This window comes from Curvibacter lanceolatus ATCC 14669, from assembly GCF_000381265.1.
Classification (GTDB): domain Bacteria; phylum Pseudomonadota; class Gammaproteobacteria; order Burkholderiales; family Burkholderiaceae_C; genus Curvibacter; species Curvibacter lanceolatus.
Genome location: NZ_KB906255.1, coordinates 220,625 through 246,114, shown reverse-complemented (window position 1 = coordinate 246,114; position 25,490 = coordinate 220,625). Strand labels below are relative to the sequence as shown.

At 69.1% G+C, this 25,490-nt stretch carries 17 protein-coding genes; 9 read left to right on the top strand and 8 right to left on the bottom strand.

Annotation, left to right across the window (positions count from 1 at the left end):
- Positions 1–33: 33 nt before the first annotated feature.
- Both F624_RS0108010 and F624_RS0108005 read right to left on the bottom strand, forming a co-directional pair.
- Positions 34–2,706 carry a bifunctional diguanylate cyclase/phosphodiesterase gene (locus F624_RS0108010; RefSeq protein WP_019573770.1) on the bottom strand — a complete coding sequence of 891 codons (2,673 nt, stop codon included), beginning with the start codon at positions 2,704–2,706 and terminating at the stop codon, positions 34–36.
- 230 nt (positions 2,707–2,936) lie between these two features.
- Positions 2,937–4,295 carry an MFS transporter gene (locus F624_RS0108005; RefSeq protein ID WP_031254472.1) on the bottom strand — a complete coding sequence of 453 codons (1,359 nt, stop codon included), beginning with the start codon at positions 4,293–4,295 and terminating at the stop codon, positions 2,937–2,939.
- Positions 4,296–4,582: 287 nt separating this feature from the next.
- Between F624_RS0108005 and F624_RS0108000 the strand changes: the two genes are divergently transcribed.
- Positions 4,583–6,205 carry an inorganic phosphate transporter gene (locus tag F624_RS0108000; RefSeq protein WP_019573767.1) on the top strand — a complete coding sequence of 541 codons (1,623 nt, stop codon included), beginning with the start codon at positions 4,583–4,585 and terminating at the stop codon, positions 6,203–6,205.
- A gap of 184 nt (positions 6,206–6,389) precedes the next feature.
- Complete coding sequence (gene tmpT / locus F624_RS0107995) at positions 6,390–7,049, top strand: thiopurine S-methyltransferase (protein WP_019573766.1); 660 nt, start codon at positions 6,390–6,392, stop codon at positions 7,047–7,049.
- A 43-nt stretch (positions 7,050–7,092) separates the two neighbouring features.
- Here tmpT and F624_RS0107990 read toward each other — a convergent pair whose 3' ends face one another.
- From F624_RS0107990 to yghU, 4 genes are all read right to left on the bottom strand, one after another.
- Positions 7,093–7,518: a DUF3037 domain-containing protein gene (locus F624_RS0107990; RefSeq protein ID WP_019573765.1), complete on the bottom strand. Its 426-nt coding sequence runs from the start codon at positions 7,516–7,518 to the stop codon at positions 7,093–7,095.
- The gene (locus F624_RS0107985; RefSeq protein WP_169426558.1) at positions 7,515–8,333 is read right to left on the bottom strand and encodes a protein kinase family protein; all 819 of its coding nucleotides are present in this window, start codon (positions 8,331–8,333) and stop codon (positions 7,515–7,517) included. The genes F624_RS0107990 and F624_RS0107985 overlap by 4 nt, the downstream gene beginning before the upstream one ends.
- 141 nt (positions 8,334–8,474) lie before the next feature.
- Positions 8,475–9,110, bottom strand: coding sequence for a glutathione S-transferase family protein (locus F624_RS0107980; RefSeq protein ID WP_019573763.1), 636 nt, complete (start codon positions 9,108–9,110; stop codon positions 8,475–8,477).
- 9 nt (positions 9,111–9,119) lie between these two features.
- The gene (yghU, locus tag F624_RS0107975) at positions 9,120–10,001 is read right to left on the bottom strand and encodes a glutathione-dependent disulfide-bond oxidoreductase (RefSeq protein WP_019573762.1); all 882 of its coding nucleotides are present in this window, start codon (positions 9,999–10,001) and stop codon (positions 9,120–9,122) included.
- A gap of 296 nt (positions 10,002–10,297) precedes the next feature.
- On the opposite strand from yghU, the gene malQ reads away from it, so the two are divergent.
- The 7 genes from malQ to F624_RS0107940 all read left to right on the top strand — a co-directional run bounded on the left by malQ (position 10,298) and on the right by F624_RS0107940 (position 23,286).
- Complete coding sequence (gene malQ / locus F624_RS0107970) at positions 10,298–11,806, top strand: 4-alpha-glucanotransferase (RefSeq protein WP_019573760.1); 1,509 nt, start codon at positions 10,298–10,300, stop codon at positions 11,804–11,806.
- 49 nt (positions 11,807–11,855) lie between these two features.
- Complete coding sequence (glgB, locus tag F624_RS0107965; RefSeq protein ID WP_019573759.1) at positions 11,856–14,054, top strand: 1,4-alpha-glucan branching protein GlgB; 2,199 nt, start codon at positions 11,856–11,858, stop codon at positions 14,052–14,054.
- On the top strand, positions 14,051–16,174 hold the full coding sequence (gene glgX / locus F624_RS0107960; RefSeq protein ID WP_019573758.1) for a glycogen debranching protein GlgX: 2,124 nt from the start codon (positions 14,051–14,053) through the stop codon (positions 16,172–16,174). Before glgB ends, glgX begins: the two co-directional genes overlap by 4 nt.
- Positions 16,175–16,203: 29 nt before the next feature.
- Entirely contained in the window at positions 16,204–17,862 is a 1,659-nt protein-coding gene (locus tag F624_RS0107955; protein ID WP_019573757.1) for an alpha-D-glucose phosphate-specific phosphoglucomutase, read from the top strand.
- 55 nt (positions 17,863–17,917) lie between these two features.
- Positions 17,918–19,252 (top strand): glucose-1-phosphate adenylyltransferase, encoded by a 1,335-nt coding sequence (glgC, locus tag F624_RS0107950; RefSeq protein ID WP_019573756.1) that lies wholly within the window; start codon positions 17,918–17,920, stop codon positions 19,250–19,252.
- Between the two features lie 39 nt (positions 19,253–19,291).
- Positions 19,292–20,752, top strand: coding sequence for a glycogen synthase GlgA (gene glgA / locus F624_RS0107945; protein ID WP_019573755.1), 1,461 nt, complete (start codon positions 19,292–19,294; stop codon positions 20,750–20,752).
- 71 nt (positions 20,753–20,823) lie between these two features.
- On the top strand, positions 20,824–23,286 hold the full coding sequence (locus F624_RS0107940) for a glycogen/starch/alpha-glucan phosphorylase (RefSeq protein ID WP_019573754.1): 2,463 nt from the start codon (positions 20,824–20,826) through the stop codon (positions 23,284–23,286).
- Here the strand turns inward: F624_RS0107940 and F624_RS0107935 are convergent, their stop codons facing one another.
- A complete protein-coding gene (locus F624_RS0107935) occupies positions 23,287–24,603 on the bottom strand; it encodes a lytic murein transglycosylase (protein WP_084679450.1) in 1,317 nt (438 codons plus the stop codon).
- Positions 24,604–24,640: 37 nt separating this feature from the next.
- Positions 24,641–25,459 (bottom strand): SGNH hydrolase domain-containing protein, encoded by an 819-nt coding sequence (locus F624_RS35715; protein ID WP_245573588.1) that lies wholly within the window; start codon positions 25,457–25,459, stop codon positions 24,641–24,643.
- Positions 25,460–25,490: the final 31 nt, after the last annotated feature.

Below are 25,490 nucleotides of genomic sequence, written 5' to 3'. Positions count from 1 at the left end.
AGGCGCGCCGACAGCGCCCGCCTGCGTGAGGCGTCAAAGCGGGGCGGCCTGGCTGACGGGCCACTCCTGCCGCAGCGCCCTCCAGCCGGGGTCCGCATCCCAACGCGCCTGCCAGGCCAGCAACTCAGCCGCCGGCATGGGCCGGGCGATGCCGAAGCCCTGGGCCATGCGGCAGCCCAGTTGGCGCAGGGCCTGGCCGTGGGCCACCGATTCGACGCCTTCGGCGATCACCTCGCGGCCGAAGGCTTCGGCCAGGCTGACCACGCCGCGCACGATGCTCAAGTCGTCGGGGTCGTCCAGCATGTCGCTGACAAAGCTGCGGTCGATCTTCAGCACCTCCACCGGCAGGTGCTTGAGGTAGGTGAGCGAGGAATAGCCGGTGCCGAAGTCGTCCAGCGCAAAGCGCACGCCCAGCGCACGGCAGTCGCGGATGGCCTGCGAGGCCTGCTCGATGTCCTCCAGCGCGCTGGTCTCCAGGATCTCCAGCTCGACGTAGGTCGGGTCCACCTTCAGGTGCAGGTGCATCAGCCGCGCCAGCCGGTGCTTGAAATTGGCCTGCTGCAGCTGGCGTGCCCCGATGTTCACGCTCACGCTGATCTGCAGGCCGGCCGCATGCCATTCGCTGAGCTGGTGCAGCGCCTGGGCGATCACCCACTCCCCCAGGTCGATGGCCGTGACGTCATTCTCGATCGCAGGCAGAAACGCGCCCGGCAACTGCAGCCCGGCCTGGGGGGATTGCCAGCGGATCAAGGCCTCCACCCCCACCAGGCGGCCCAGTTGCAAGTCCACCTTGGGCTGGTAATACAGCACGAATTCGCCCTTGTGCAGGGCGGCGCGGATCTGCGCCAGTTGCTCGCGGTGCGTCTTGACGGCCGAGTCCTGGATCACATCGAACAGGTGGTAGCGGTTCTTGCCGCCTTGCTTGGCGATGTACATGGCCTGATCGGCATGGCGCATCAACTGGTCGGCGCTCACGTTGTCCTGCGGGTACAGGGTCAGGCCGATGCTGACCGACACCTGCAGGCTCAGGCCCTTGATCTTCACGGGGGTGGAGGCCGCCTCCAGCAGGCGCAGCAGCACTGTCTCATGGGCCGAGACGGATTCCAGATCCACCAGGATCGCCACAAACTCATCGCCGCCGATGCGCGACAAGGTATCGCCCTCGCGCAGGGTGGCCATCAGGCGCGCCGCCAGGGCCACCAGCAGCTCGTCGCCCACCGCATGACCGTGGGTGTCGTTCACGGTCTTGAAGCCATCCAGGTCCAGGTAGGCCACGGCCAGCGACTGGCCGCGGCGCTGGGTCTGGGCCATGGCCTGCTGCAGCCGGTCGGCCAGCAGGGTGCGGTTGGGCAGGTCGGTGAGGGCGTCGTAATGGGCGATGTGCTCCAGCTGCTTTTGCTGCTCCTTCATCGGCGTGATGTCGGTGAACAGCGCCACATAGTTCTGCGTCACGCCCTCGGCGTTCTTGACGGCGCTGATGGTCAGCAGCTCGGCAAACACCTCGCCGTTCTTGCGCCGGTTCCAGATCTCGCCGGACCAGTAGCCGCTATCGGTCAGACTCCGCCACATGGCCTGGTAGTAGGCCCGGCTCTGGCGCCCCGATTGCAGCATGCGCGGGTTCTTGCCCAGCACCTCGGCGCGCTCATAGCCCGTGATGCGCGAGAAGGCCGCATTGACGTCGATGATGGTGCCTTGGGCATCGGTGATCGAGATCGCCTCACGCGCAAAGGTGAACACATTGGCGGCCAGCCGCAGGCTCTCCTCGGCCTTGCGCCGCTCTTCGATCTCGCCGGCCAGCTGCGCATTCGCCTGCTCCAGCTCTTGCGTGCGCAGGGCCACCTGGCGGCGCAGCCGCACGGGCTGCATCAGCAGGGTGTGGGTCAGAAGGGCCAGCAAGGCGGCCATCGAGACGCAGGCCAGCAGGCTCCAGGCGCTGTCTGCCGGGTTGCCCCAGCCCTGCACCGGCTGCACCGACAGCGTCCAGCTGCCATTGGGCACCTCCAGCGTGGTGTCCACCGGGGCCTCCAGCGCCGGCCCGGGCAGGCCGGCAATGATCTGGCGCTGCCGGGTGTCGGGGTGGATGCGCCACAGCTGGTAGCGGTAACCCTGCTCGCCCAGGCGGTTCAACTGGCTGCTCTGCAGCAGATCAGGGATCAGCACCAGCGCCGTGGTGAAGCCCCAGAAACTCGGGGCACCGGCCTTGCCCGGCAGGTACACCGGCAAGCGCCCCACCACGGCCAGGCCGCCTTGCACCAGCTCAAATGGGCCGGCCAGCGTCAGCTTGTGCGTGGCCAAGGCCAGGCGCGCCTCCTTGTTGCGGGCGTTGTCCTCCAGCAGGTTGTGGCCCATGGCCTTCTCGTTGCCCGCCAGCGGCGAGATGGCAGCCACCACGCCCCCCGGGGCCAGTTGCAGGTTGCTGATGCCGCCGAAGGTCAGGATCAGTTGCCGGCACAGGGCGTCGAAATCATCCACCCGGCCGTTGCCCTGGGCCACCACCGCCGCCAGGGCATAGGTGGCCGACAGCGAACGCCCCAGGCGCTCTTCGATGGCATGGGCCGAGGCGTGGGCCAGGTTCTTGGCCACAGATTTGGACTCGAGCAGGTGGTTCTTCTCGACCTGGCCGCGCAGCAGGCCCCCCACCACCAGCGTGGCGCAGAACACCAGGGCTGTGAGCAGCCAGACATGCAGGTTCCCGTTGCGTTTCACCTTGGGGTTCGCCTTGCGCTTGTTGCGTTGCGGGGGTCGATCACCCGGAGTGGGCGGCCGGATTCGGGCGTTCTCAGACCAGGCTGTCTTGCGGCGGCACCGCGCCGGGGCAGCCCGGGCGCCAAGCCGCGCGCCGCCGATTGTAGGAGGCCAAGCCACGCCACAGGCCCCCCATGACGCATTCCTTGACGCCCCTCAAAGTCGGGGCTTGTTGCAGGGGCCGATCGCCATCAAGCCTTCAGGGCGGCACGCGGATCGCGCAGCCCGCTGGCCCCGGCCGCCAACAGGCTCAGCATGGCGGCGGCGGCACAGATCAGCGTGGTCGGGTGCTGCTGCGGCAACAGGCCGAAGGCCAAGGCCACCAGCACGGCCCCAGCCGACTGCCCCAAAAGGCGCCCCATCGATTGCAGGCCGGCCGCCCCGCCGCTGCGCTCGCGCGGGGCACTGCTCACGATCACCCGGTTGTTGGGCGACTGGAACAGGCCAAAGCCCAGCCCGCACAGGCCCATGCGCCAGGCGATGTCCAGCGCCGAGGCCGCCTCGCTCAACAGCGCCAGCGAGCCCAGGCCGGCCGCAAACAGCACCAGCCCCACACTGCTGATCTTCTCGGGGCGCAAACGGTCCGACAGCCTGCCGGCCACCGGCGCCACCAGGGCGGTCATCAAGGGCCAGGGGGTCATCAGCAGGCCGGTCTGCACGGGCGAGCGGCCCAGCGTCTGCTCAAAGTAGAAGGGCAGGGCCACCATGGCCATGGCCTGGGCCGAAAACGAGCAGATCGAGGTCACCAGTGACAGGGCAAACACCGGCATGCGCAGCAGATCGACCGGCAGCATGGGCACAGCCAGCCGGCGCTCGCGCGCCACAAACACCACGCCCACGGCCAGCCCGGCCGCCAGCATGGCGGCGCCCTGGGTTGCACCATCGGGCCGGCTGAAGGCATCCAGCCCCGAGATCACCAGCCCGAAGGTCAGCGCGTTCAACACCGCACTCAACACATCAAACCGGTGCCCCGACGCCGGCGTGAGCGGCAAGGTGCGCGCCGCCACCGCCAAGGCCAACAAGCCCAGCGGCAGGTTCACCAAAAACAGCCACTGCCAGTGCGCCAGCGCCAGGATGGCCGAGGCAATGCCCGGCCCCGCCACCGACGAGGCCGCCACCACCAGCGAGGTGTAGCCCACCCCCACGCCCAGCTGATCGCGCGGAAAGATGAAGCGCACCAGGGCGATGTTCACGCTCATGATGCCCGCCGCCCCCAGCCCCTGCAGCACGCGGGCCGCGGTCAGAACATCCAGACTCTGCGCCTGGGCACAGGCCAGCGAGGCCAGGGTGAACACCGCCAGCCCGGCCATGTACACCCGCTTGTAGCCCAGGATGTCACCCAGCATGGCCAGGGGCAGCAGCGACACCGTGATGGCCAGCTGGTAGGCGTTCACCACCCAGATCGACTGCGCCGCCGACACCTGCAGATCGGCACCGATGGCGGGCAGTGCCACGTTGACGATGGCCCCATCCAGCACCGAGATGCACATGGCCAGCGCAATGGCCGCAAAAGCCAGCATTCGTTGGGGTTGGGGCAAACCGTCAGTCATCGTGTGGAGTTCAAAAAGGGCTTCAACCGGGCCGCCGCTGGGCGGGCGCCGGATGCGAATCAGGAGGAGGGACTGCAGGCAGCCAAGGCAGCCCGGCCCAAAGCTTACGCCGGCACAGCAGGGCTCACCCGTCTTGAATGGGTAAGCCTGCGTTACCACGCTGGCAGGCCAGAGCCCGCCGACAAGGGCGCACGCCACGGCAGATGGGTCGCGCTCTGAAACAACCCGTCACAGCCTGGTCACCGAGCACACCCACACTGCCGGTTTATTTGCCGGAGTCGCCTGCCATGAATACAGCCACCGCCACGGCCCACCCAGCCGAGCCGCCCCACGCGGGGCCTTCCAGGCCCCACCTGAACAGCAAACCAGGCCCCGTCACCCTGATCGTGTTTGTCGGCCTGATGGCCGCGGGCCTGTTCTTCACCGCCTACAGCCTGTTTGCCGACGTGAGCGAGGCCGGCGCCATGGCCCCCACCCTGCTGCCCTACCTGCTGCTGGGCGTGGCCTTGCTGATCGCGCTGGGCTTCGAGTTCGTGAACGGCTTTCACGACACCGCCAATGCGGTGGCCACCGTCATCTACACCCATTCGCTGCCGCCCAACTTTGCGGTGGTCTGGTCGGGCCTGTTCAACTTTCTGGGCGTGCTGACCTCGAGCGGCGCGGTGGCCTTCGGCATCATCTCGCTGCTGCCGGTCGAGCTGATCCTGCAGGTGGGCTCCAGCGCCGGCTTTGCCATGGTCTTTGCGCTGCTGATCGCCGCCATCCTGTGGAACCTGGGCACCTGGTGGCTGGGCCTGCCGGCCTCGTCCTCGCACACCCTGATCGGCTCGATCATCGGCGTGGGCGTGGCCAATGCCCTGATGCATGGCCGCGACGGCACCAGCGGCGTGGACTGGGCCCAGGCCACCAAGGTGGGCTACTCGCTGCTGCTGTCGCCCCTGGTGGGCTTTGGCTGCGCCGCCCTGCTGCTGCTGGCCCTGCGCGCCTTCGTCAAGAACCGCGCCCTGTACGAAGAACCCAAGGGCCACAAACCGCCCCCGTTCTGGATCCGTGCCCTGCTGGTGCTGACCTGCACCGGCGTGTCGTTTGCCCACGGTTCCAACGACGGTCAAAAAGGCATGGGCCTGATCATGCTGATCCTGGTCGGCACCGTGCCCATGGCCTACGCCCTGAACCGCGCCATGCCCGTCGACAACGTGACCCAGTTCGTGGCCGTGGCCCACGTCACACAAGAGTCGCTGCTCAAGGGCCAGCCGGCCATGCCGGTCGACAAGGCCCGCGAAGCCCTGGCCACCTATGTGCGCACCAAGGCCCTCGCCACCGACACCCTGCCCGCCATCGGCGCGCTGACGGCCTCGGTGGGCGACCAGGTCAAGTCGCACGGCTCGCTGGCCAAGGTGCCGATGGAGCAGGTCTCCAATGTGCGCAACGACATGTACCTGCTGTCCGAGGCGCTGCGCTTTGTCGAAAAAGACCCCGGCGCCCGTTTTGACGACGACACCCGGGCCAGCGTGGGCGTGTTCAAGAAAGAGATCGACCAGGCCACCAAGTTCATCCCGCTGTGGGTGAAGGTGGCCGTGGCCATCGCACTGGGCCTGGGCACCATGGTGGGCTGGAAGCGCATCGTGGTCACCGTGGGCGAGAAGATCGGCAAGACCCACCTCACCTACGCCCAGGGCGCCTCGGCCGAGGTGGTGGCCATGCTCACCATCGGCGCGGCCGACATGTACGGCCTGCCCGTCTCCACCACCCACGTGCTCTCTTCCGGCGTGGCCGGCACCATGGCCGCCAGCCGCTCGGGCCTGCAGATGGCCACCCTGCGCAACCTGGCCATGGCCTGGGTGCTGACCCTGCCGGCCGCCATGCTGCTGTCGGGCTCGCTGTACTGGGTGTTCACGCACGTGTTCTGAGCCAGGCTGACAAGCGAAACACGGCCAGGCCCGATCCCCGGTCCTGGAACCCGGCCCCTGTGATCCCAGCGGGGGCATCGGTGTGCACGGCCTTTGTGTGCACGACCGCTTGACGTGGCCTCTGTGGCGCCCCGCCAACCCCACGGCACAATCAGGCCTCCACGCCTCTCAGCCGCCACACCCCATGCACGCATCGTTCTGGCACCAGAAATGGGCCCAAAAAGAGATCGGTTTCCATCAGAGCGAGGTGCACCCGCTGCTGGCCGCGCACTGGCCCCGCCTGCGGCGTGAGTTCGGGCTGGCAGAAGGCAGCCGGGTGCTGGTGCCCTTGTGCGGCAAGACGCTGGACATCCATTGGCTGTTGGCCCAGGGCCACCGGGTGGTGGGGGCCGAGCTGAGCGAGCAGGCGGTGATCGAGCTGTTTGCAGAACTCGGCCTGACCCCTGCCATCCGCCCCCAAGGGGCGTTGCGGCTGTACAGCGCGGCAGGGCTGGATGTCTTCGTGGGTGATTTCTTTGCCCTCACGCCCGAGGCCATGGGCACGGTAGGCCCGGTGGACGCGGTGTACGACCGCGCCGCCCTGGTGGCCCTGCCCGAGGCCATGCGGCGCGACTATGCGGCGCAGCTGCTGGCCCTGTCGGCCCAGGCGCCCCAACTGCTGATCTGCTTCGAGTACGAGCAAAGCCTGCTGGCCGGCCCGCCCTTTGCCGTGCACGAGGCCGAACTGCGCCAGCTCTATGGCGCCACCCTGAACCTGGAGCTGCTGCAACGCACCGAGGTGCCCGGCGGCCTCAAGGGCCGGGTGCCGGCGGCCGATGTGGCGTGGCGGATGAACCGGCGCTGAACCGGATTTGCACAGGCGCTTGAAAGGTCGAGGCTGGCTGCCCCTAGAGCTGCATGGGTACGAGGATTTTCTGTGACGCCAGGGCACGCCCGGCTGGCACCACACGTTCAAACAACTGCTCCAGGTAATGGGCGGGGGCTCGGTTGAAAAAGGGTTGTGGCATGCCAAACAAAACGCTGCCCCCCGTCAAACGTTCACCCGACAAGGCGGCGACGCGCGCCAGGTCCACCAGGGTTTTGAGCAATGCCACCGTGTCGGCCCCATACAAGGCCTCAAGCCTTGAAAAATCAGTGACGAACCTGACCAGGCGTTCTTCCTGGGCTGTCACCACACAGACCCCGACGTTGATACGCTCACCGGCCACGCTATCGGGCTCCAACTGGATCACAAAAGCGTGGCCAACCGGCTCCTGGATCGCTGACGACACAGGTCTCATCGCCGAAATGAAATCAGGGTCAAGTGCACTCATACCAGCATCCTCACACGATCCCGCACAAGATCAACGACCAACAACGATCGCTGCTGCAGCCACTTCAACCACACCGGTCCCCAATGGGGGCCCAACCAGGGCGCCACGGCTGCGAGGTCGGCCTCGTAGTGTCTGAAGAAAACGGCAAACTGCTCGGCAGCAGCCATCAGACCCGCCTTGGCAGGTAAAGCCAGAGTTTCCGCAGGGGCGCAGATCAGGTCAAGGAGTTTGTTGAGGTACCAAGTTTGCGGTCTTTCGAACTCGTCCGGCTCCCAATGGCCGCCCCCAAAACACTCGCTGTGATCTATCGGCACCAAGCGCCCTCCGCCAGCCACCAACAGATTGTTGGCGTGGCGATCGATATTGCCCACCCAGGCATCAAAGGCAGCACAAGCGGCAAAGCCATCCCAGGCAAGCACGTATTGGCGGATCAGCGCCAGCACGGGCCCCACGGTATCAAGAACGCCGACCTCGGCCAGACCGTAGCCCGTCAGGACCGGCAGGCTCGCCCAGCAAACGACCTCCCGGTCCTGCGTCGGGAAACGAAACGTCGGAAACAAGTTCTCCAGCAACCTGGCATCCACCCCGATCAACCCACCGTCCGGCGCGCCAAAGCCAGCCCTGCGGGCCATGGCACTGCCCACGGCTTCGTTGAACAAGCATTTGCCAAACCCGATGGGAAACGCTTTGATATAGGCCGTCTGCAAACGCCCATCCACGCTGAGGTGGGCAAGATGCGTGCAAGCCTGTTGCCCATGGTGGAGAACCCTCGCAGGGCTGACATAGGCGCTGTTTTTCAGCCAAAGCGTTTTCAAGAGGGCTCCCTGCGCCATCGGAAGTGACGCCCCGGGGCCAATGTACCGAAGCACTCAACCAGCACGGCCCCTATCCGATGACCTCGGAAGTTCGACGCTTCTACGGCTGATCCTGCGCGCTCAACTCGGGCCGCAATGCCCTCACAAACCCACCGACGCCCGCTGCCCCATGGCGGCGCGCCAGCGCAGCACATGCGGGTGTCGCTCATCGGGCTTTTGCTTGATGACGCGGGCAAAGTCCACCGCCACCACGGCGGTGATGTCGGCCAGGCTGAAGCGCTCGGTGGCGATGAACTCGCGGCCGTCCAGGTGCTGGTTCAGGTCGACCAGAAACTGCTGCAGCCGGGCGATGCCGCGCTCGGCCAGGGCGGGGATCTGTGGGTAGTTGACCGGGCCGGGCAGGGCCCGGTTGGCCATGGCGGGTGAGCTGTTGCGCAGCGCCTCGGCAATGGCCAGCAGGCCCTCGAACTCGGCACGCCAGTGCCAGTGCGCCACCTCGGCCTTTTCAAGCGCGGTGATGCCCTGCAGGGGCGGCTCGGGGTAGCGGGCCTCCAGGTAGGCGGCGATGGCGGCGTTGTCGGTCAGCACCGGGCCTTCCTCGGTCACCAGGGCCGGCACGGTGCATTGCGGGTTGATGCGCCGGAAGGGCTCGCTGAAGTGCTCGCCCTGGCGCAGGTCGATGGGCACCGTGTCGTGGACCACGCCTTTTTCGGCCAGCAGGATGCGGGCACGGCGCGGGCTGGGGGCGGTGGCGCAGTCGTACAGGGTGACGGTCATGGGGCGGCCTCAGGTCGGGGGGTTGAGCTTGTCTTCGGTGCGGGTGTCGAAGTCGCTGGCGTCGTGGCGCTCGCGCAGTTGCGCCTCGGGCTGGCCCACCGTGCGGTTGACGATGCGGCCGCGCTTCACGGCCGGGCGCTGGGCGATCAGGTCGGCCCAGCGAACCACGTGGGTGTACTCGTGCACCTGCAAAAACTCGCCGGCGCCATAGGTCTGGCCCTTGACCAGGGCGCCGTACCAGGGCCAGATGGCCATGTCGGCGATGGTGTAGTCGTCGCCGATCAGGTAGGTGTGCGTGGCCAGGTGGCGGTTCAGCACGTCGAGCTGGCGCTTCACCTCCATGGCGTAGCGGTCGATCGCGTACTCGATCTTGATCGGTGCATAGGCATAGAAATGGCCGAAGCCGCCGCCCAGAAACGGCGCGCTGCCCATCTGCCAGAACAGCCACGACAGGCATTCGGCGCGCCGCGCCGGCTCGCTGACCGGAGGCAGGAAGGCGCCGAACTTCTCGGCCAGGTGCATCAGGATGGCGCCCGATTCAAACACCCGGATCGGCTCAGGCCCGCTGTGGTCCATCAGCGCCGGGATCTTGCTGTTGGGGTTCACCTCGACAAAACCGCTGCCGAACTGCGCGCCCTCCTGGATGGGGATCAGCCAGGCGTCGTACTCGGCCCCGGCATGGCCCAGGGCCAGCAGCTCTTCGAGCAGCACCGTCACCTTCTGGCCGTTGGGCGTGCCCTGCGAGTACAGCTGCAGCGGGTGGCGCCCCACCGGCAGGGCCTTTTCGTGGGTGGGCCCGGCAATGGGGCGGTTGATGTTGGCAAAGCGCCCGCCGTTGGCGGTGTTCCAGGTCCAGATGGCCGGGGGGGTGTAAGCGGAAGAGTCCGTCATGCCTGTCGCTCCAGAGAAAGTGGCACGCACCGCCCGCGGGTGCGCCAGAATGGGTTGGCGGCAGTTTACGGCGATGCCAGATTTGTTGCAGATCACGGAATCGCCTGGGCGACCGTGCCAGGGTTTCCGTTTTGGCACGAAGATCGCTAAGCCCCGACGGAACCCATGGACACCCAACTCACCGACCCGACCATCAAGTCACCGGCAGGCAACAATTTGCTGCCACAAAATCACCCAGGCATCGAACGCCCCCTGCCGCAGAACTTGGCCTTCACTCTCCACACGCTCCCGCCTCGATGACCCAGCCCACACCACGCGCCAGCGGCGTCCTGCTGCACCTGACCTCGCTGCCCGGCCCGCACGGCAGCGGCGACCTGGGCCCCGATGCCCGCCATTTCATCGACTGGCTGCAGGCGGCCGGGCAGGGCTGGTGGCAGTTCCTGCCGCTCAATGGCGTGGGCCTGGGGCACTCGCCCTACATGAGCCCCTCGGCCTTTGCCGGCAATGTGCTGCTGATCGACCTGGCCGAGCTGCAGCAGCGCGGCTGGCTGCCACCCGAGGCCCTGGCCCAGCCCCCGGCGGGCGATGGCCGCTGGGTGGACTACGAGGCCGTGGCCCCCTGGCGCATGGACGCCCTGGCGCAGGCCCACGCCGGTTTTCTGGCGCAGGGCACGGCGGCTGAACACGCCGCGCTGGCCGGCTTCTGCACCCAGCACGCCCCCTGGCTGGGCAACTACACCCTGTTCATGGCGCTGTCCGAGCGCCAGCCCGGGCGCGACTGGATGGACTGGCCCACCCCGCTGGCCCGGCGCGAAGGCGCCGCCCTGGCCCAGGCGCGGGCCGAACTGGCCCCGCGCATCGCCTTCTGGGCCTTTTGCCAGTGGACCTTCTTTCGCCAGTGGCAGGCCCTGCGCGACTACGCCCACCAGCGGGGCGTGAAGCTGCTGGGCGATGTGCCCATCTTCATTGCCCAGCACAGCGCCGAGGTCTGGGCCCGGCCCGACCTGTTCGAGCTGCGCCCCGATGGCCGCCCCGACGTGGTGGCCGGCGTGCCGCCCGATGGCTTCAGTGCCGAAGGCCAGCGCTGGGGCAACCCGCTGTACCGCTGGGGCGCCCACGCCGCCGAGGGCTACGCCTGGTGGACGGCCCGCATGCGCCTGACCCTGAGCCTGGTCGACCAGGTGCGCATCGACCATTTCCGCGGCTTCGAGAGTTACTGGGAGATCCCCGCCAGCGAGCCCACCGCCATCCACGGGCGCTGGGTGCCCGGGCCTGGTGCCGCCCTGTTCGAGGCCATGGGCAGTGCCCTGGGCCCGCTGCCGGTGGTGGCCGAAGACCTGGGCGTGATCACCCCCGAGGTGACGGCCCTGCGCCGCCAACTGGGCCTGCCCGGCATGCGGGTGCTGCAGTTTGCCTGGGGCGAAGACCAGCAAGAGGCGCACCACCAGCCGCACCGCTTCGAGCCCGACACCGTGGCCTACCCCGGCACCCACGACAACGACACCTCGCTGGGCTGGTGGGCCAGCGCACCCGAGCCCATTCGCCAGCATGTGCGCGACTACCTGGCCTGCGACGGCAGCGATGTGGGCTGGAGCTTCATCCGCGCGGCCTGGGCCAGCGTGGCCGGCCTCGCCATCTGCCCGCTGCAGGATGTGCTGCGCCTGGACGGCAGCCACCGCATGAACCAGCCCGGCACGCCGCAGGGCAACTGGGCCTGGCGCTTTCGTTGGAGCGATGTGCAGCCCGAACACGCCGCCCTGCTGCACCGACTGACCCAGCTCTACGAGCGCCTGGCGCCCGCCTGAGCCCAGCCGCTTCCAGCCTTTTTTCTGCCCCCCAACGAGACAAGCCGACATGCTGAACCAAGAAGAACTGGCGCAACTGATGGAGGCGCGCCACCCCGACGCCTTCAGCGTGCTGGGCCTGCACCAGCGCGGGCCCGACTGGTGGCTGCACGCCCTGCTGCCGGGGGCCAGCGCGGTCACCCTGCTGGCCCAGCCCGGGGGCCAGGCCCAGGCCCTCGCTCCGCTGCAATGCCTGGGCGACAGCGGGGTTTGGGCCGTCGACCTGGGCCCCGACACCCCGCCCACCGATTACCGGCTGCAGGTGCGCTGGCGCGGCCCGGCCGGCGAACCCGCGGTTGAACAGGTGCTGGACGACCCCTACCGCTTCGGCCTGCTGCTGGGCGAGCTGGACCTGTGGCTGCTGGCCGAGGGCCGGCACCTGCGCCCCTGGGAATGCCTGGGCGCCCACCCGATCACGCTCGACGGCGTGGCCGGCACCCGCTTTGCCGTGTGGGCGCCGAACGCGCGCCATGTCTCGGTGGTGGGCGACTTCAACCACTGGGATGGCCGCCGCCACCCCATGCGCCTGCGCCGCGAGGCCGGCCTGTGGGAGATCTTCCTGCCCGGCGTGGCCGCTGGCGCGCTGTACAAGTTCGAGGTGCTGGGCGCCGATGGCAGCCGCCTGCAAAAGGCCGACCCCTTTGCCCTGCGCGCCGAGCTGCGCCCCGCCACGGCCAGCGTGGTGCAGGGCCTGCCAGCGCACCGGCCCATGGCCCCCGAGCGTGCCCGGGCCAACCAGTTCGACCAGCCCATCAGCATCTACGAAGTGCACCTGGGCTCGTGGCGCAAGAAGGACGGCTGGCGCTGGCTCAGCTACCGCGAACTGGCCGACACCCTGGTGCCCTATGCCCGCGACCTGGGCTTCACCCACCTGGAGCTGCTGCCCGTCAGCGAGCACCCCTTCGACGGCTCCTGGGGTTACCAGCCCATCGGCCTGTTTGCCCCCACCTCGCGCTTTGGCAGCCCCGAAGACTTCCAGTACTTCGTTGACGCGGCCCACGCCGCCGGCCTGGGCGTGATCCTCGACTGGGTGCCGGCGCACTTTCCGTCGGACGCGCATGGCCTGGCCCGCTTTGACGGCACCCACCTGTACGAGTACGCCGACCCGCGCGAAGGCTTTCACCAGGACTGGAACACCCTGATCTACAACTTCGGCCGCCTGGAGGTGCGCAACTTCCTGGTGGGCAATGCGCTGTACTGGCTGGAGCGCTTCGGCATCGACGGGCTGCGGGTGGATGCCGTGGCCTCGATGCTGTACCGCGACTACAGCCGCCAGCCGGGTCAGTGGATCCCCAACCGCCATGGCGGGCGCGAGAACCTCGAAGCCATCGAATTTTTGCGCTGGATGAACCACACCGTGGGCGTGCAGCGCCCCGGCGCCATCACCCTGGCCGAAGAGTCCACCGCCTTCCCCGGCGTGAGCCGGCCGCCCAGCGCCGACCTGCAAGGCGGCGGCCTGGGCTTTCACTACAAGTGGAACATGGGCTGGATGCACGACACCCTGCACTACCTGCAGCACAACCCGGTGCACCGCCGCCACCACCAGGGCCAGATCACCTTCAGCATGGTCTACGCCTTTGACGAGAACTTCGTGCTGCCGCTGTCGCACGACGAGGTGGTGCACGGCAAGGGCTCGCTGCTGGCCAAGATGCCGGGCGACCGCTGGCAGCAGCTGGCCAACCTGCGCGCCTGCTATGGCTACATGTGGACCCACCCGGGCAAGAAGCTGCTGTTCATGGGCTGCGAATTCGCCCAGGGGCATGAGTGGCAGCACGAGCAAAGCCTGGACTGGAGCCTGCTGGAGCAGCCCGGCCACGCCGGCATGCAACGCCTGGTGCGCGACCTCAACCTGAGCTACCGCGCCCACCCCGAGCTGCACGAGCTGGACCACGACCCGGCCGGCTTCGAATGGCTCTCGCACGAAGATGCCAGCCAGTCGGTGATCGCCTTCGTGCGCCGCTCGCGCAGCGGCGCCCCGCTGGTGGTGGTGTGCAACTTCACGCCGGTGCCGCGCCTGGCTTACCGCATGGGCATGCCTCAGGCAGGCGCCTGGCGCGTGCTGATCAACACCGACCAGGGCCTGTACGGCGGCAGCGACCACCCGGTGGACCCGGGCCCGGTCGAGGCCCTGCCCATGCACCACCGGGCCCAGTCCATCACCCTGAACCTGCCCCCGCTGGCCTGCATCGTGCTAGCGCCGAGCGCATGAACCTCGCCCAACCCTCACCCGTCGCTCCCCACGCCGCCCCGGCCGAGCTGGGCGCCAGCCTGGTGCCCGGTGGGGTGCACTTTGCCCTGGCCGCACCCGAGGCCACGGCCGTCGAGCTGTGCCTGTACGACCCCGAGGGCCGGCACGAGACGGCCCGCCTGGCCCTGAGCCCCGACACCCGCGACGCCACCGGCGGCGTATGGCATGCCCTGCTGCCCTGCAGCGACGATGAAGCCATCGGCCTGGTCTATGGCTGGCGCGTGCACGGCCCCTGGGCGCCGGAGCAGGGGTTGCGCTTCAACCCGGCCAAGCTGCTGCTCGACCCCTGGGCGCGCGAGGTGCTGGGCCGCTACGACGGCAGCGCGCTGCACCAGGGCGACGAGCGCGTGGACGGCCTACCCACCGGTAGGCCTTGCCCGCTGGACAACGGCGCCAGCGCTCTCAAGGCCCGCGTGGTGGCCGACCTGCCCCCGCTGCAACAGCCCCGGCCCCGGATCGACCCGGCCCGGCGCGTGATCTACGAGCTGCACGTGAAGGGTTTCAGCGCCCTCAACCCAGCCCTGCCGCCGGCCCTGCGCGGCAGCTATGCCGGCCTGGCCCACCCGGCCAGCATCGCCCACCTGCAGGCCCTGGGCATCACCACCGTGAGCCTGATGCCGGTGGCCTTCCGGGCCGACGAGGCGCGCCTGCAGGCCCTGGGCCTGAGCAACCACTGGGGCTACAGCACGGTGGGCTGGAGCGCACCCGAAACCCGCTACTGGAGCGGCAGCCCCGGCAGCAGCCCGCGCACCGAGTTCCGTGCCATGGTCGAAGCCCTGCACGCCGCCGGCCTCGAGGTGGTGCTGGACGTGGTCTACAACCACAGCGCCGAGACCGACGAGCTGGGCCCCACCCTCTCGCTGCGCGGCATCGCCAACCGGCACTACTACCAGCTGGAGCCCGACAACCCGGCCCGCTACGCCAACTGGACCGGCTGCGGCAACTGCCTGGACCTGAACCAGCCCCTGGCCCTGCGCCTGGTGATGGACAGCCTGCGCCGCTGGGTGGGCGAGTTCGGGGTGGACGGCTTCCGCTTCGACCTGGCCCCGGTGCTGGCGCGCGAACCCATCCGCCAACAAGGCCGCTTCAACCCGCAGGCCCCCCTGCTGGCCGCCATTGCCCAAGACCCGCTGCTGCGCCCCCGCCTGATGATTGCCGAGCCCTGGGACATCGGCCCCGGTGGCTACCAGCTGGGCGCCTTCCCCAGCGGCTGGCTGGAGTGGAACGACCGCTTCCGCGACGAGATGCGCGCCCAGTGGCTGCTGCACACCGGCACGCGCGGCGCGCTGGCACACCGGCTGGCCGGCTCCAGTGCCGAGTTGGGCCGGCGCCCGGCGCACAGCAGCGTCAACTTCGTCACCGCGCACGACGGCTTCACGCTGCGTGACCTGGTCAGCTACCAGCACAAGCACAACCTGGCCAATGGCGAAGACAACCGCGACGGCCACAGCCACAACCTGAGCCTGAACAACGGCATCGAAGGCGACACCGACCAGCCCGAGGTGCTGCGCCGCCGTGCCCTGCAGCGCCGCAGCCTGCCGGCCGCGCTGTGCGGCGCGCTGGGCACGCCCATGCTGCTGGCCGGTGACGAGCTGGGCCACAGCCAGCAGGGCAACAACAACGCCTACTGCCAGGACAACCCCATCTCCTGGATTGACTGGCAGCAGGCCGACACCGGCCTGTGCGGCTTTGTGCGGCAGCTGCTGGCCTTGCGCCATGAACTGGGGCTGCTGCAAGCCGCTGGCTGGTGGCGCCACGATGCGCAGGGGCCCGGCCCCCAGGCCCTGTGGTTCAGCCCGGCAGGCCAGCCCCTGGGCGATGCCGACTGGGCCCAGACCGGCAGCGCGGGCCTGATGCTCCTGCTGCTGCCGCCACGCGACCGTGCGCCGCGCACCACAGCGGTCTTGATGCTGCTCAACCCCGGGCCGCTGGCCCTGGATTTCTGCCTGCCCGGCGCCGCGCCCTGGCGGCTCGCGCTCGATACTGAGACCGACCGCCTCAACGCCGCCGGCACCCCGGTGCCAAGCCCGTTCCCGCTGGCCGCGGGCAGCCTCGCGCTGCTGCTGGCCGACCCATCTTGATGCCCGCGTTTTCAGGAGACCCTGCCGCCATGCCATTGCTGATCACCCAAGCCACCCAACCCTACCCAGGCCAGCGCCCCGGCACCTCGGGCCTGCGCAAGAAGGTCAGCGTGTTCCAGCAGCCCCGCTACCTGGACAACTTCGTGCAGGCCCTGTTCGATGTGCTGCCCGATGCCAGCGGCCAGACCCTGGTCGTGGGGGGCGACGGGCGCTACTACAACCGGGTGGCGATCCAGACCATCCTGCGCATGGCGGCGGCCAAGGGCTATGCGCGCGTGCTGGTGGGGCAGGGCGGCATCCTGTCCACCCCGGCGGTCAGCGCCCTGATCCGCCACCACGGGGCCAGCGGCGGCATCGTGCTGTCAGCCAGCCACAACCCGGGCGGGCCCGAGGGCGACTTCGGCATCAAATACAACATCGGCAATGGCGGCCCGGCCCCCGAAAGCGTGACCGAAGCCATCTACCGCCGCAGCCTCGAAGTGAACACCCTGCACAGCCTGGACAGCCCCGACCTGCCGCTGGACACCCTGGGCCGCCACACCCTGCACCACACCGAGGTCGAGGTGATCGACCCGGTGGCCAACTACGCCGAGCTGATGCGCGGGCTGTTCGACTTCGAGGCCATCCGGGCGCTGTTCGCCTCGGGCTTCAGGCTGCGCTTTGACGCCATGAACGCCGTCGGCGGCCCCTACGCCAAGGCCTTGCTCGAAGGCGAGCTGGGCGCGCCTGCGGGCACGGTGGTCAATGCCGTGCCGCTGGAGGATTTTGGCGGCCTGCACCCCGACCCCAACCCCGTCAACGCCACCGACCTGGTGGCGCACATGGCCCGGCCTGATGCGCCCGACATGGGCGCCGCCTCGGACGGCGACGCCGACCGCAACATGATCCTGGGCCGGCACTTTGCGGTCTCGCCCTCGGACAGCCTGGCCGTGCTGGCCGCCCACGCCACCCGCGTGCCGGGCTATGCCCGCGGCCTGCAGGGCGTGGCGCGCTCCATGCCCACCTCAACCGCGGTCGACCGGGTGGCGCGCCGCCTGGGCATCCCATGCTTCGAGACCCCCACCGGCTGGAAGTTTTTCGGCAACCTGCTCGATGCCGGCCGGGCCACCCTGTGCGGCGAAGAAAGCTACGGCACCGGCTCGGACCACGTGCGCGAAAAAGACGGCGTGTGGGCCGTGCTGTTCTGGCTCAACCTGATCGCGGCCACCGGCCAGTCGGTGCCCGAGCTGGTGCAGGCGCTGTGGCGCACCGATGGCCGCTGCTTCTACTCGCGCCACGACTACGAAGGCATTGCCAGCGAGCGCGCCGAAGCCCTGATGCAGGGCCTGCGCGAGCAGTTGCCCAGCCTGCCGGGGCGCGCCGTGGCGGGCTTTCCCACAACCCTGACCACCCCTGCGACCATTGCCCTGGCCGACGACTTTGCCTACACCGATCCGGTGGACGGCAGCGTCAGCCAGCGCCAGGGCGTGCGCATCGTGCTCAGCGATGGCTCGCGCCTGGTGTTCCGCCTCTCGGGCACCGGCACCGAAGGGGCCACCCTGCGCCTGTACCTGGAGCGGCACGAGGCCGATCCGGCCCGCCACGGGCTGGACGCTCAGATCGCCCTGGCCCCCCTGATCGCCCTGGCCGAAACACTGGCCCGGGTGCGCCACTTCACCGGCATGGAGCAGCCCAGCGTGACCACCTGAGGCCGCCCCAGCAAAACAAACCAAGACACACCAACAAAGCAGCAAGGAGACCGAGATGAACGACACCCACAACCAGCAGGCGGCCCTGATTGCCGACCGACTGCACCAACCCCACATGCTGGTGCGCCGCACGATTGCGCTGGTGCTGGCCGGCGGCCGCGGCTCGCGCCTGAAGCAGCTGACCGACCGCCGTGCCAAGCCGGCGGTGTACTTCGGCGGCAAGTTCCGCATCATCGATTTCGCGCTGTCCAACTGCGTCAACTCGGGCATCCGCCGCATCGGGGTGATCACGCAGTACAAGTCGCACTCGCTGCTGCGCCACCTGCAGCGCGGCTGGAGCTTTCTGCGCGCCGAACTCAACGAGATGGTCGACCTGCTGCCCGCCCAGCAGCGGGTGGATGAAGAGCACTGGTACCGGGGCACGGCCGACGCGATCTACCAGAACCTGGACATCATCCAGTCCAGCCGCCCCGAGTACGTGGTGGTGCTGGCCGGCGACCACGTCTACAAGATGGACTACTCGCTGATGCTCAAAGACCACGTGGACAGCGGCGCCGGCTGCACCGTGGGCTGCATCGAGGTGCCGCGCGCCGAGGCCAGCGCCTTTGGCGTGATGGCGGTGGATGCGCAGCGCCGCATCACCGACTTCGTCGAGAAGCCGGCCGACCCGCCCGCCATGCCCGGCAACGACCAGGTGTCGCTGGCCAGCATGGGCATCTACGTGTTCAACGCGCAGTACCTGTACGACCTGCTCGAAGAAGACCTGGCCAACCCCGAGTCCAGCCACGACTTCGGCAAGGACGTGATCCCGCGCGTGGTGCGCGAGGGCCGCGCCCAGGCACACCCGTTCTCGCTGTCGTGCGTGTCGACCTCGCCCGAGGCCCAGCCCTACTGGCGCGACGTGGGCACCATCGACGCCTTCTGGGAGGCCAACCTCGACCTGGCCTCGGTCACCCCCGAGCTCGACATCTACGACACCGACTGGCCCATCTGGACCAGCCAGCGCCAGCTGCCCCCGGCCAAGTTCGTGCAGGACGCCCAGGGCCGCCACGGCCAGACCATCAACACCATGGTGTCGGGCGGCTGCATCGTGTCGGGCTCGCACGTCAGCAACTCGGTGCTGTTCTCCAGCGTGCGGGTGCACTCGTTCTGCGAGATCGACCAGGCCGTGCTGCTGCCCAACATCACCGTGGGGCGGGGCTGCCGGATCCGCAAGGCGGTGATCGACCGCGGCTGTGTGCTGCCCGAGGGGCTGGTGATCGGCGAAGATCCGGTACTCGACGCGCAGCGCTTCGAGCGCACGGACAATGGCGTGGTGCTGGTCACCCGCACCATGCTGGCGCGCCTGGCGGCCGAACCGGCTGCCGCCCCAGCCCACATCACGCCCTGAAGCCCGAGAACGCCCCTGAACGCCCGGAAGGACCCCACCATGCGCATCCTGCAAGTCAGTGCCGAACTGTTCCCCCTGCTCAAGACCGGGGGCCTGGCCGACATTGCCGGGGCCCTGCCCGCGGCCCTGGTGGCGGCCGGCGTCGAACCCCGCGCCCTGTTGCCGGGCTTTCCGGCCATCCTCGCCGGCCTGAGCGATGACACGGTGGTGGGCCACTTCGACGCGCCCTGGGGCGAGCGGCTCAGCCTGCGCCGCGGCAGCCTGGCCGCCGTGCCCACGCCGGCCGGGCCGCTGCAGGCCTATGTGCTGGACGCGCCCAGCCTGTTCGACCGCCCCGGCAACCCCTACGAAGACGCCGAACGCCGACCCTATGCCGACAACGCGCGCCGCTTCGGCGCCCTGGGCTGGGCGGCCGCCCACCTGGCGCACGGCCTGGACCCGGCCTGGCGGCCCGATCTGGTGCATGGCCACGACTGGCACGCCGGGCTGGCCGCCGCCTGCCTGCACACCTGGCCGGGCCGGCCGGTGCCCAGCGTGTACACCGTGCACAACCTGGCCTACCAGGGCGTGTTCGCGGCCCACCACCTGCAGGAGCTGGGCCTGCCGGCGCATTTCTTCCGCCCGGAGGGCCTGGAGTTCCACGGCCAGCTCTCCTTCATGAAGGCCGGCCTGCACTTTGCCGACCGCCTCACCACCGTGAGCCCGAGCTACGCGCGCGAGATCCAGCAGCCCGAGCAGGGCTGCGGGCTCGACGGCCTGCTGCGGCACCGGCGCGATGTGCTCAGCGGCATCCTGAATGCGGTCGACACCGCCGTCTGGAACCCCGCCACCGACACCCTGATCCCCCACCGCTACGACCCGCGCCGCATGACCGGCAAGGCCATCTGCAAGGCGGCCCTGCAGCGCGAGATGAAGCTCGAGCTCACCCCCGGTGCCCCGCTGTTTTGCGTGGTCAGCCGGCTGACCGAGCAAAAAGGCCTGCACCTGGTGCTGGCCGGCGGCGACGACATCGTGGCCGCCGGCGGCCAGTTGCTGGTGCAGGGCACCGGCGACCCCGAGCTGCAGCACGCCTTTGCCCTGCTGGCCCAGCGCCACCCCGGGCGCGTGGCCGTGCACCTGGGCTACGACGAAGCGCTGGCGCACCGCGTGTTTGCCGGCGCCGACGTGACCCTGGTGCCTTCGCGCTTCGAGCCCTGCGGCCTGACCCAGCTGTATGGCCTGCAGTACGGCTGCCTGCCCCTGGTGCGGGCCGTGGGCGGCCTGGCCGACACCGTGGTGGATGCCGACCTGGCCACCCTGGAAGACGACAGCGCCAACGGCTTCGTGTTCCACGACTTCACCGAAGCCGCCTACCGCCACGCCCTGCGCCGCGCCTTTGCGCTGTACCGTCAGCCCACGGCCTGGGTCAAAGTGCGCCAGGCAGGCATGCGTCGTGCTAGCGGCTGGGACGAGTCGGCCCGGCACTATGTGGCGCTGTACGAGGCCCTGCTGCAACACTGACCCCGGGCGGGCGCTTGCCGCACCCGGCGGCCCGACCCACCCACGCCCCTTTCTGATCGCGAAAGACCGCCATGACCCACACCCCGACCGTCTTCGACTACGACGCCCCGCAGCACGATGCGGCCTCGCTCAAGCGGGCCATCGCCAACAAGCTGATGTTCACCGTGGGCAAGGACCCGGCCACGGCGCGCCCGGTGGACTGGCTCAATGCCGCGGCCTACACGGTGCGCGACCTGCTGGTCGAGCGCTGGATGGCCACCACCCGCGCCAAGGCGGCGCAGGACGTGAAAAACGTCTACTACCTGTCGATGGAGTTCCTGATCGGACGCACCTTCAGCAATGCGCTGATCGCGCTGGAGATCGAGCAGCCCTTGCGCACCGCCCTGGCCGAGCTGGGCCTGGACATCGAGGCCATGGCCGAGCTCGAACCCGATGCCGCGCTGGGCAACGGCGGCCTGGGCCGGCTGGCCGCGTGCTTTCTGGACTCGATGGCCACGCTGGGCGTGCCCGGCTATGGCTACGGCATCCGCTACGACTACGGCATGTTCCGCCAGACCATCGTGGACGGGCGCCAGGTCGAGGTGCCCGACTACTGGCTGAACAACCTCAACCCCTGGGAGTTTCCGCGCCCCGAGGTGGTCTATCGCGTGCAGTTCGGCGGCCACGTGCTGCGCCACGGCGACCGCTACGAATGGGTCGACACCCAGGACGTGCGCGCCATGGCCTATGACACCATCATCCCGGGCTTCGGCACCCAGGCCACCAACACGCTGCGCCTGTGGTCGGCCAAGGCCACCGAAGAGATCGACCTGGGCGCCTTCAACCGGGGCAACTACTTCGAGGCGGTGGAACGCAAGAACCACTCCGAGAACGTGTCGCGCGTGCTCTACCCCGACGACTCCACGCCCTCGGGCCGCGAGCTGCGCCTGCACCAGGAGTTCTTCTTCTGCAGCGCCAGCGTGCAAGACCTGCTGCGCCGCTACCTGGCACGGCACGACACCTTCGACCAGCTCAAGGACAAGGTCAGCATCCACCTCAACGACACCCACCCGGTGCTGGCCGTGCCCGAGCTGATGCGCCTGCTGCTGGACGTGCACCACGTGCCCTTTGCCGACGCCTGGCGCATCTGCCAGGGCGTGTTCTCGTACACCAACCACACCCTGATGCACGAGGCGCTGGAAACCTGGCCGGTGGAGATGCTGGGCCGCATCCTGCCGCGCCACCTGCAGATCATCTTCGACATCAATGCCTACTTCCTGGGCCAGCTGGCCCAGCGCCACGGTGGCGACACCGATCTGATGCGTCGCGTGTCGCTGATCGACGAGGGCGGCGAGCGCCGCGTGCGCATGGCCTACCTGGCGGTATTGGCCAGCCACTCGGTCAACGGCGTGTCGGCCCTGCACTCCGAGCTGATGACGCAGTCGATCTTTGCCGACTTCGCCCGCATCTGGCCCGAGCGCTTCAACAACAAGACCAATGGCATCACCCAGCGCCGCTGGCTGGCCCAGGCCAACCCGGCCCTGGCCAGCGTGCTCGACGGCGCCGTGGGCCCGGGCTGGCGGCGCGACCTGAACCTGCTGGCCCAGCTCAAAGACCGGCTGGACGACCCCATCCTGCTGCAGTCCTTCCGCAACGCCAAGCAGCACAACAAGCAGCGCTTTGCCAGCTGGGTGCAGCAGCACATGGGCCTGGCCCTGCCGGCCGATGCGCTGTACGACGTGCAGATCAAGCGCATCCACGAATACAAGCGCCAACTGCTCAACGTGCTGCACGTGGTCACGCGCTACCTGCGCATCATCGAGCAGCCCGGCTCGGTGAAAGTACCCCGCGTGGTGGTGTTCGCCGGCAAGGCCGCCTCGGCCTACCACATGGCCAAGCTGATCATCCAGCTGATCAACGACGTGGCCCGCACCGTCAACAACGACCCGGCCGTGGGCGATCTGCTCAAGGTGGTGTTCGTGCCCAACTACAGCGTGAGCCTGGCCGAGCTGATCATCCCGGCGGCGGATCTGTCGGAGCAGATCTCCACCGCCGGCACCGAGGCCTCGGGCACCGGCAACATGAAGCTGTCGCTCAATGGCGCGCTCACCATCGGCACGCTCGATGGCGCCAACGTCGAGATCCGCGAGGCGGTGGGCCCGGAGAACATCTTCATCTTCGGCAACACCACGCCCGAGGTGGCCGCCCTGCGCAGCCAGGGCTACCAGCCGCGCCAGGTGCTGGCCGGCAAATCGGAGTTGCAGCGGGTGCTGGAGGCCATCCGCGACGGCCGCTTCAGCCCCGAAGAACCCCACCGCTACCAGGCCATCTACGACGTGCTGGTGAACTGGGGCGACCACTACATGCTGCTGGCCGACTACGCCTCGTACGTGGCAGCCCAGGAGAAGGTCGACGCCCTGTACCAGAAACCCGAGGCCTGGAACCGCATGGCGCTGCGCAATGTGGCCGGCATGGGGCCGTTCTCGTCGGACCGCACGATTGCCGAATACGCCGAGAAGATCTGGCGCACTGAATCGGTCAAGCTGACGGACTGATCAGGGCTGCAGGCGTTGCAGCAGCTCCAGCGTGGGGTAGCCGTCGGGCACCAGGCCGGCGCTGCGCTGGTAGCGGCGCACAGCTTCGCGGGTGGCCGGGCCCATCAGGCCGTCGGGGGTGCCGCTGTCAAAGCCGCGCTCGTTGAGGGCGCTTTGCAGGGTGCGGGTCTGGCTGCGCGTGAGCGGCTGCAGATCGCGGGGCCAGGCGGCCCGCACCGCCGGGCCGCCGTCCAGGCGCTGGGCCAGCAGGGCCACGCCCAGCGCGTAGCTGGTGGCGTTGTTGTAGCGCAGGATCACCTTGAAGTTGGGTCCGATCAGAAAAGCCGGACCGCGGGCACCGGCCGGTAAAAACACCGCCGCCTGTGCCAGCTCGGGCAGGGGCGCGCCATCGGGGCCGCGCAGGCCCTCGGCCGCCCACTGGGCGGTGCTTTGCTTGAACTCGCCATCGGCCCGTGCCAAATCGAAACCGGGCGGCAACACCACCTCGCCGCCCCAGGGTTGGCCGCTCTGCCAGCCCGAGCGGGCCAGGAACTGGGCGGTGGAGGCCATCACATCGGCCATGCTGGCCCAGATGTCACGGCGACCGTCGCCGTCGGCGTCCACCGCATGGGCCAGGAACACCGTGGGCATGAACTGCGTCTGCCCCATGGCACCGGCCCAGGAGCCGATCATGTGGGCGCGGTCGATGTCGCCGCTCTGCAGGATCTTCAGCGCCGCCAGCAGCTCGCCCCGGGCCCAGGCCTCGCGCCGGCCCTCATAGCCCAGCGTGGCCAGGGCGTCGATCACCGGGGTGTTGCCGTAGTTGCGGCCGAAGTCGCTCTCCATGCCCCAGATGCCGGCCAGGATGGAGGCAGGCACACCATAGCGCGCGGCCGCCGCATCGGCCTCGGCGCGCACCTGCTGCAGCTTCTTCTGCCCGTTGAGCACGCGCTGCGGGGTGATGGCGCGGTCCAGGTAGTCCCACACCGGGCGGTTGAACTCGGGCTGGGCCCGGTCCAGCTCGATCAGCTGGGGCAGGAACTGCACCTCGTCGAAGGCCGCATGCAGCGTGGCCTCGCTGATCCCGGCGCGCCGGGCCGAGACCTTGAAGCCCTCCACCCAGCGGGCAAAGCCGGCTTCGGGGCTGGGTGGACTCATGGGGGAGACGGCGGCGGCAGGGGTGGCCGCGGCCGGGGCGGCAGGGGTCGCCGCCGGCTCGGGCGGGCGGCTGGCACAGGCGGCCAGCAGCAAGGTGGCGCCCAGGCTCAGCGCCCACAGCGGGCGCGCCAGGGCGGGGCAGGGCAGGAAGAGGCGGGGCAGGAAACGGGTGGCATGCATGGGGCGATTTTCACCCGCATTCAGCACCCAGGCCGACTCAAGGGGCAGGCGCCGCCTCGGGGAAGCTCAGGATCATCCGCTTGAAATCGGGGTACAGCACCCAGTTGCCATAGGCGCTGGGGTGGTCGCCGTCAAAGAACAGGGGGCGGCCCTCGCGCAGGCTGCTGCAGACCTCGCCCGGGCACAGCACGGGCAGCGGGTCCCAGATGCTCAGGCCCGGCACCTGCTGGCTCAGGCGCTGCATGCCGTTCAGCACGGGTGCGCGCAGGTCCAACAAGGTGCTGCGCGGCTGCTGGTTGTCGCCCACGCAGATCGGGTTGTGGCGGTTGAAGGCATCGGCACAGCGGAAAGTGGGCGCCTGGAAGATCGGCTTGGGCGCCTCGAAGACCAGGCGCAGGCCGCGCTGGGCCAGTGGCTGCAGCCAGCCCTGAGCCTCGGCCAGGGCCTCAGCCCGGTCCTTCTCTGCGGCGGGGTTGTAGATGCGCTCGTGCATGTCGGGGATGTTGAAGCTGGCCCATTGGTCACCGTAGCGCGGCATGCGCAGGCTGGGCATGAACAGCACGTCATCCGGCCGGCTCTCCTCGGCGATTTTTTTCAACACTTGCTGGCTGAACGCCAGGCAGCCGGGGTCACGGTAGCGCCCCTGGGGCTGGCTCAGGTCGAGAAAGGGGCAGCTCGGGTAGGTGTACAGATGCACGCTGACCCCGGTGTCGGCACTGAGCTGCTCCAGCATGGGCAGGTAGGCGCCAGCATGCGAGTCACCGATCACATTCACGGTCTGGCGCCGGGCTGGGGTCTTGCAGGCACTGGCCTGGTAGCTGTGCGCAACGCCGCCGGCCAGACCTTGCGAGTGCATCGCCACCTCGCAGTTGCGCTGGGTCGGATCG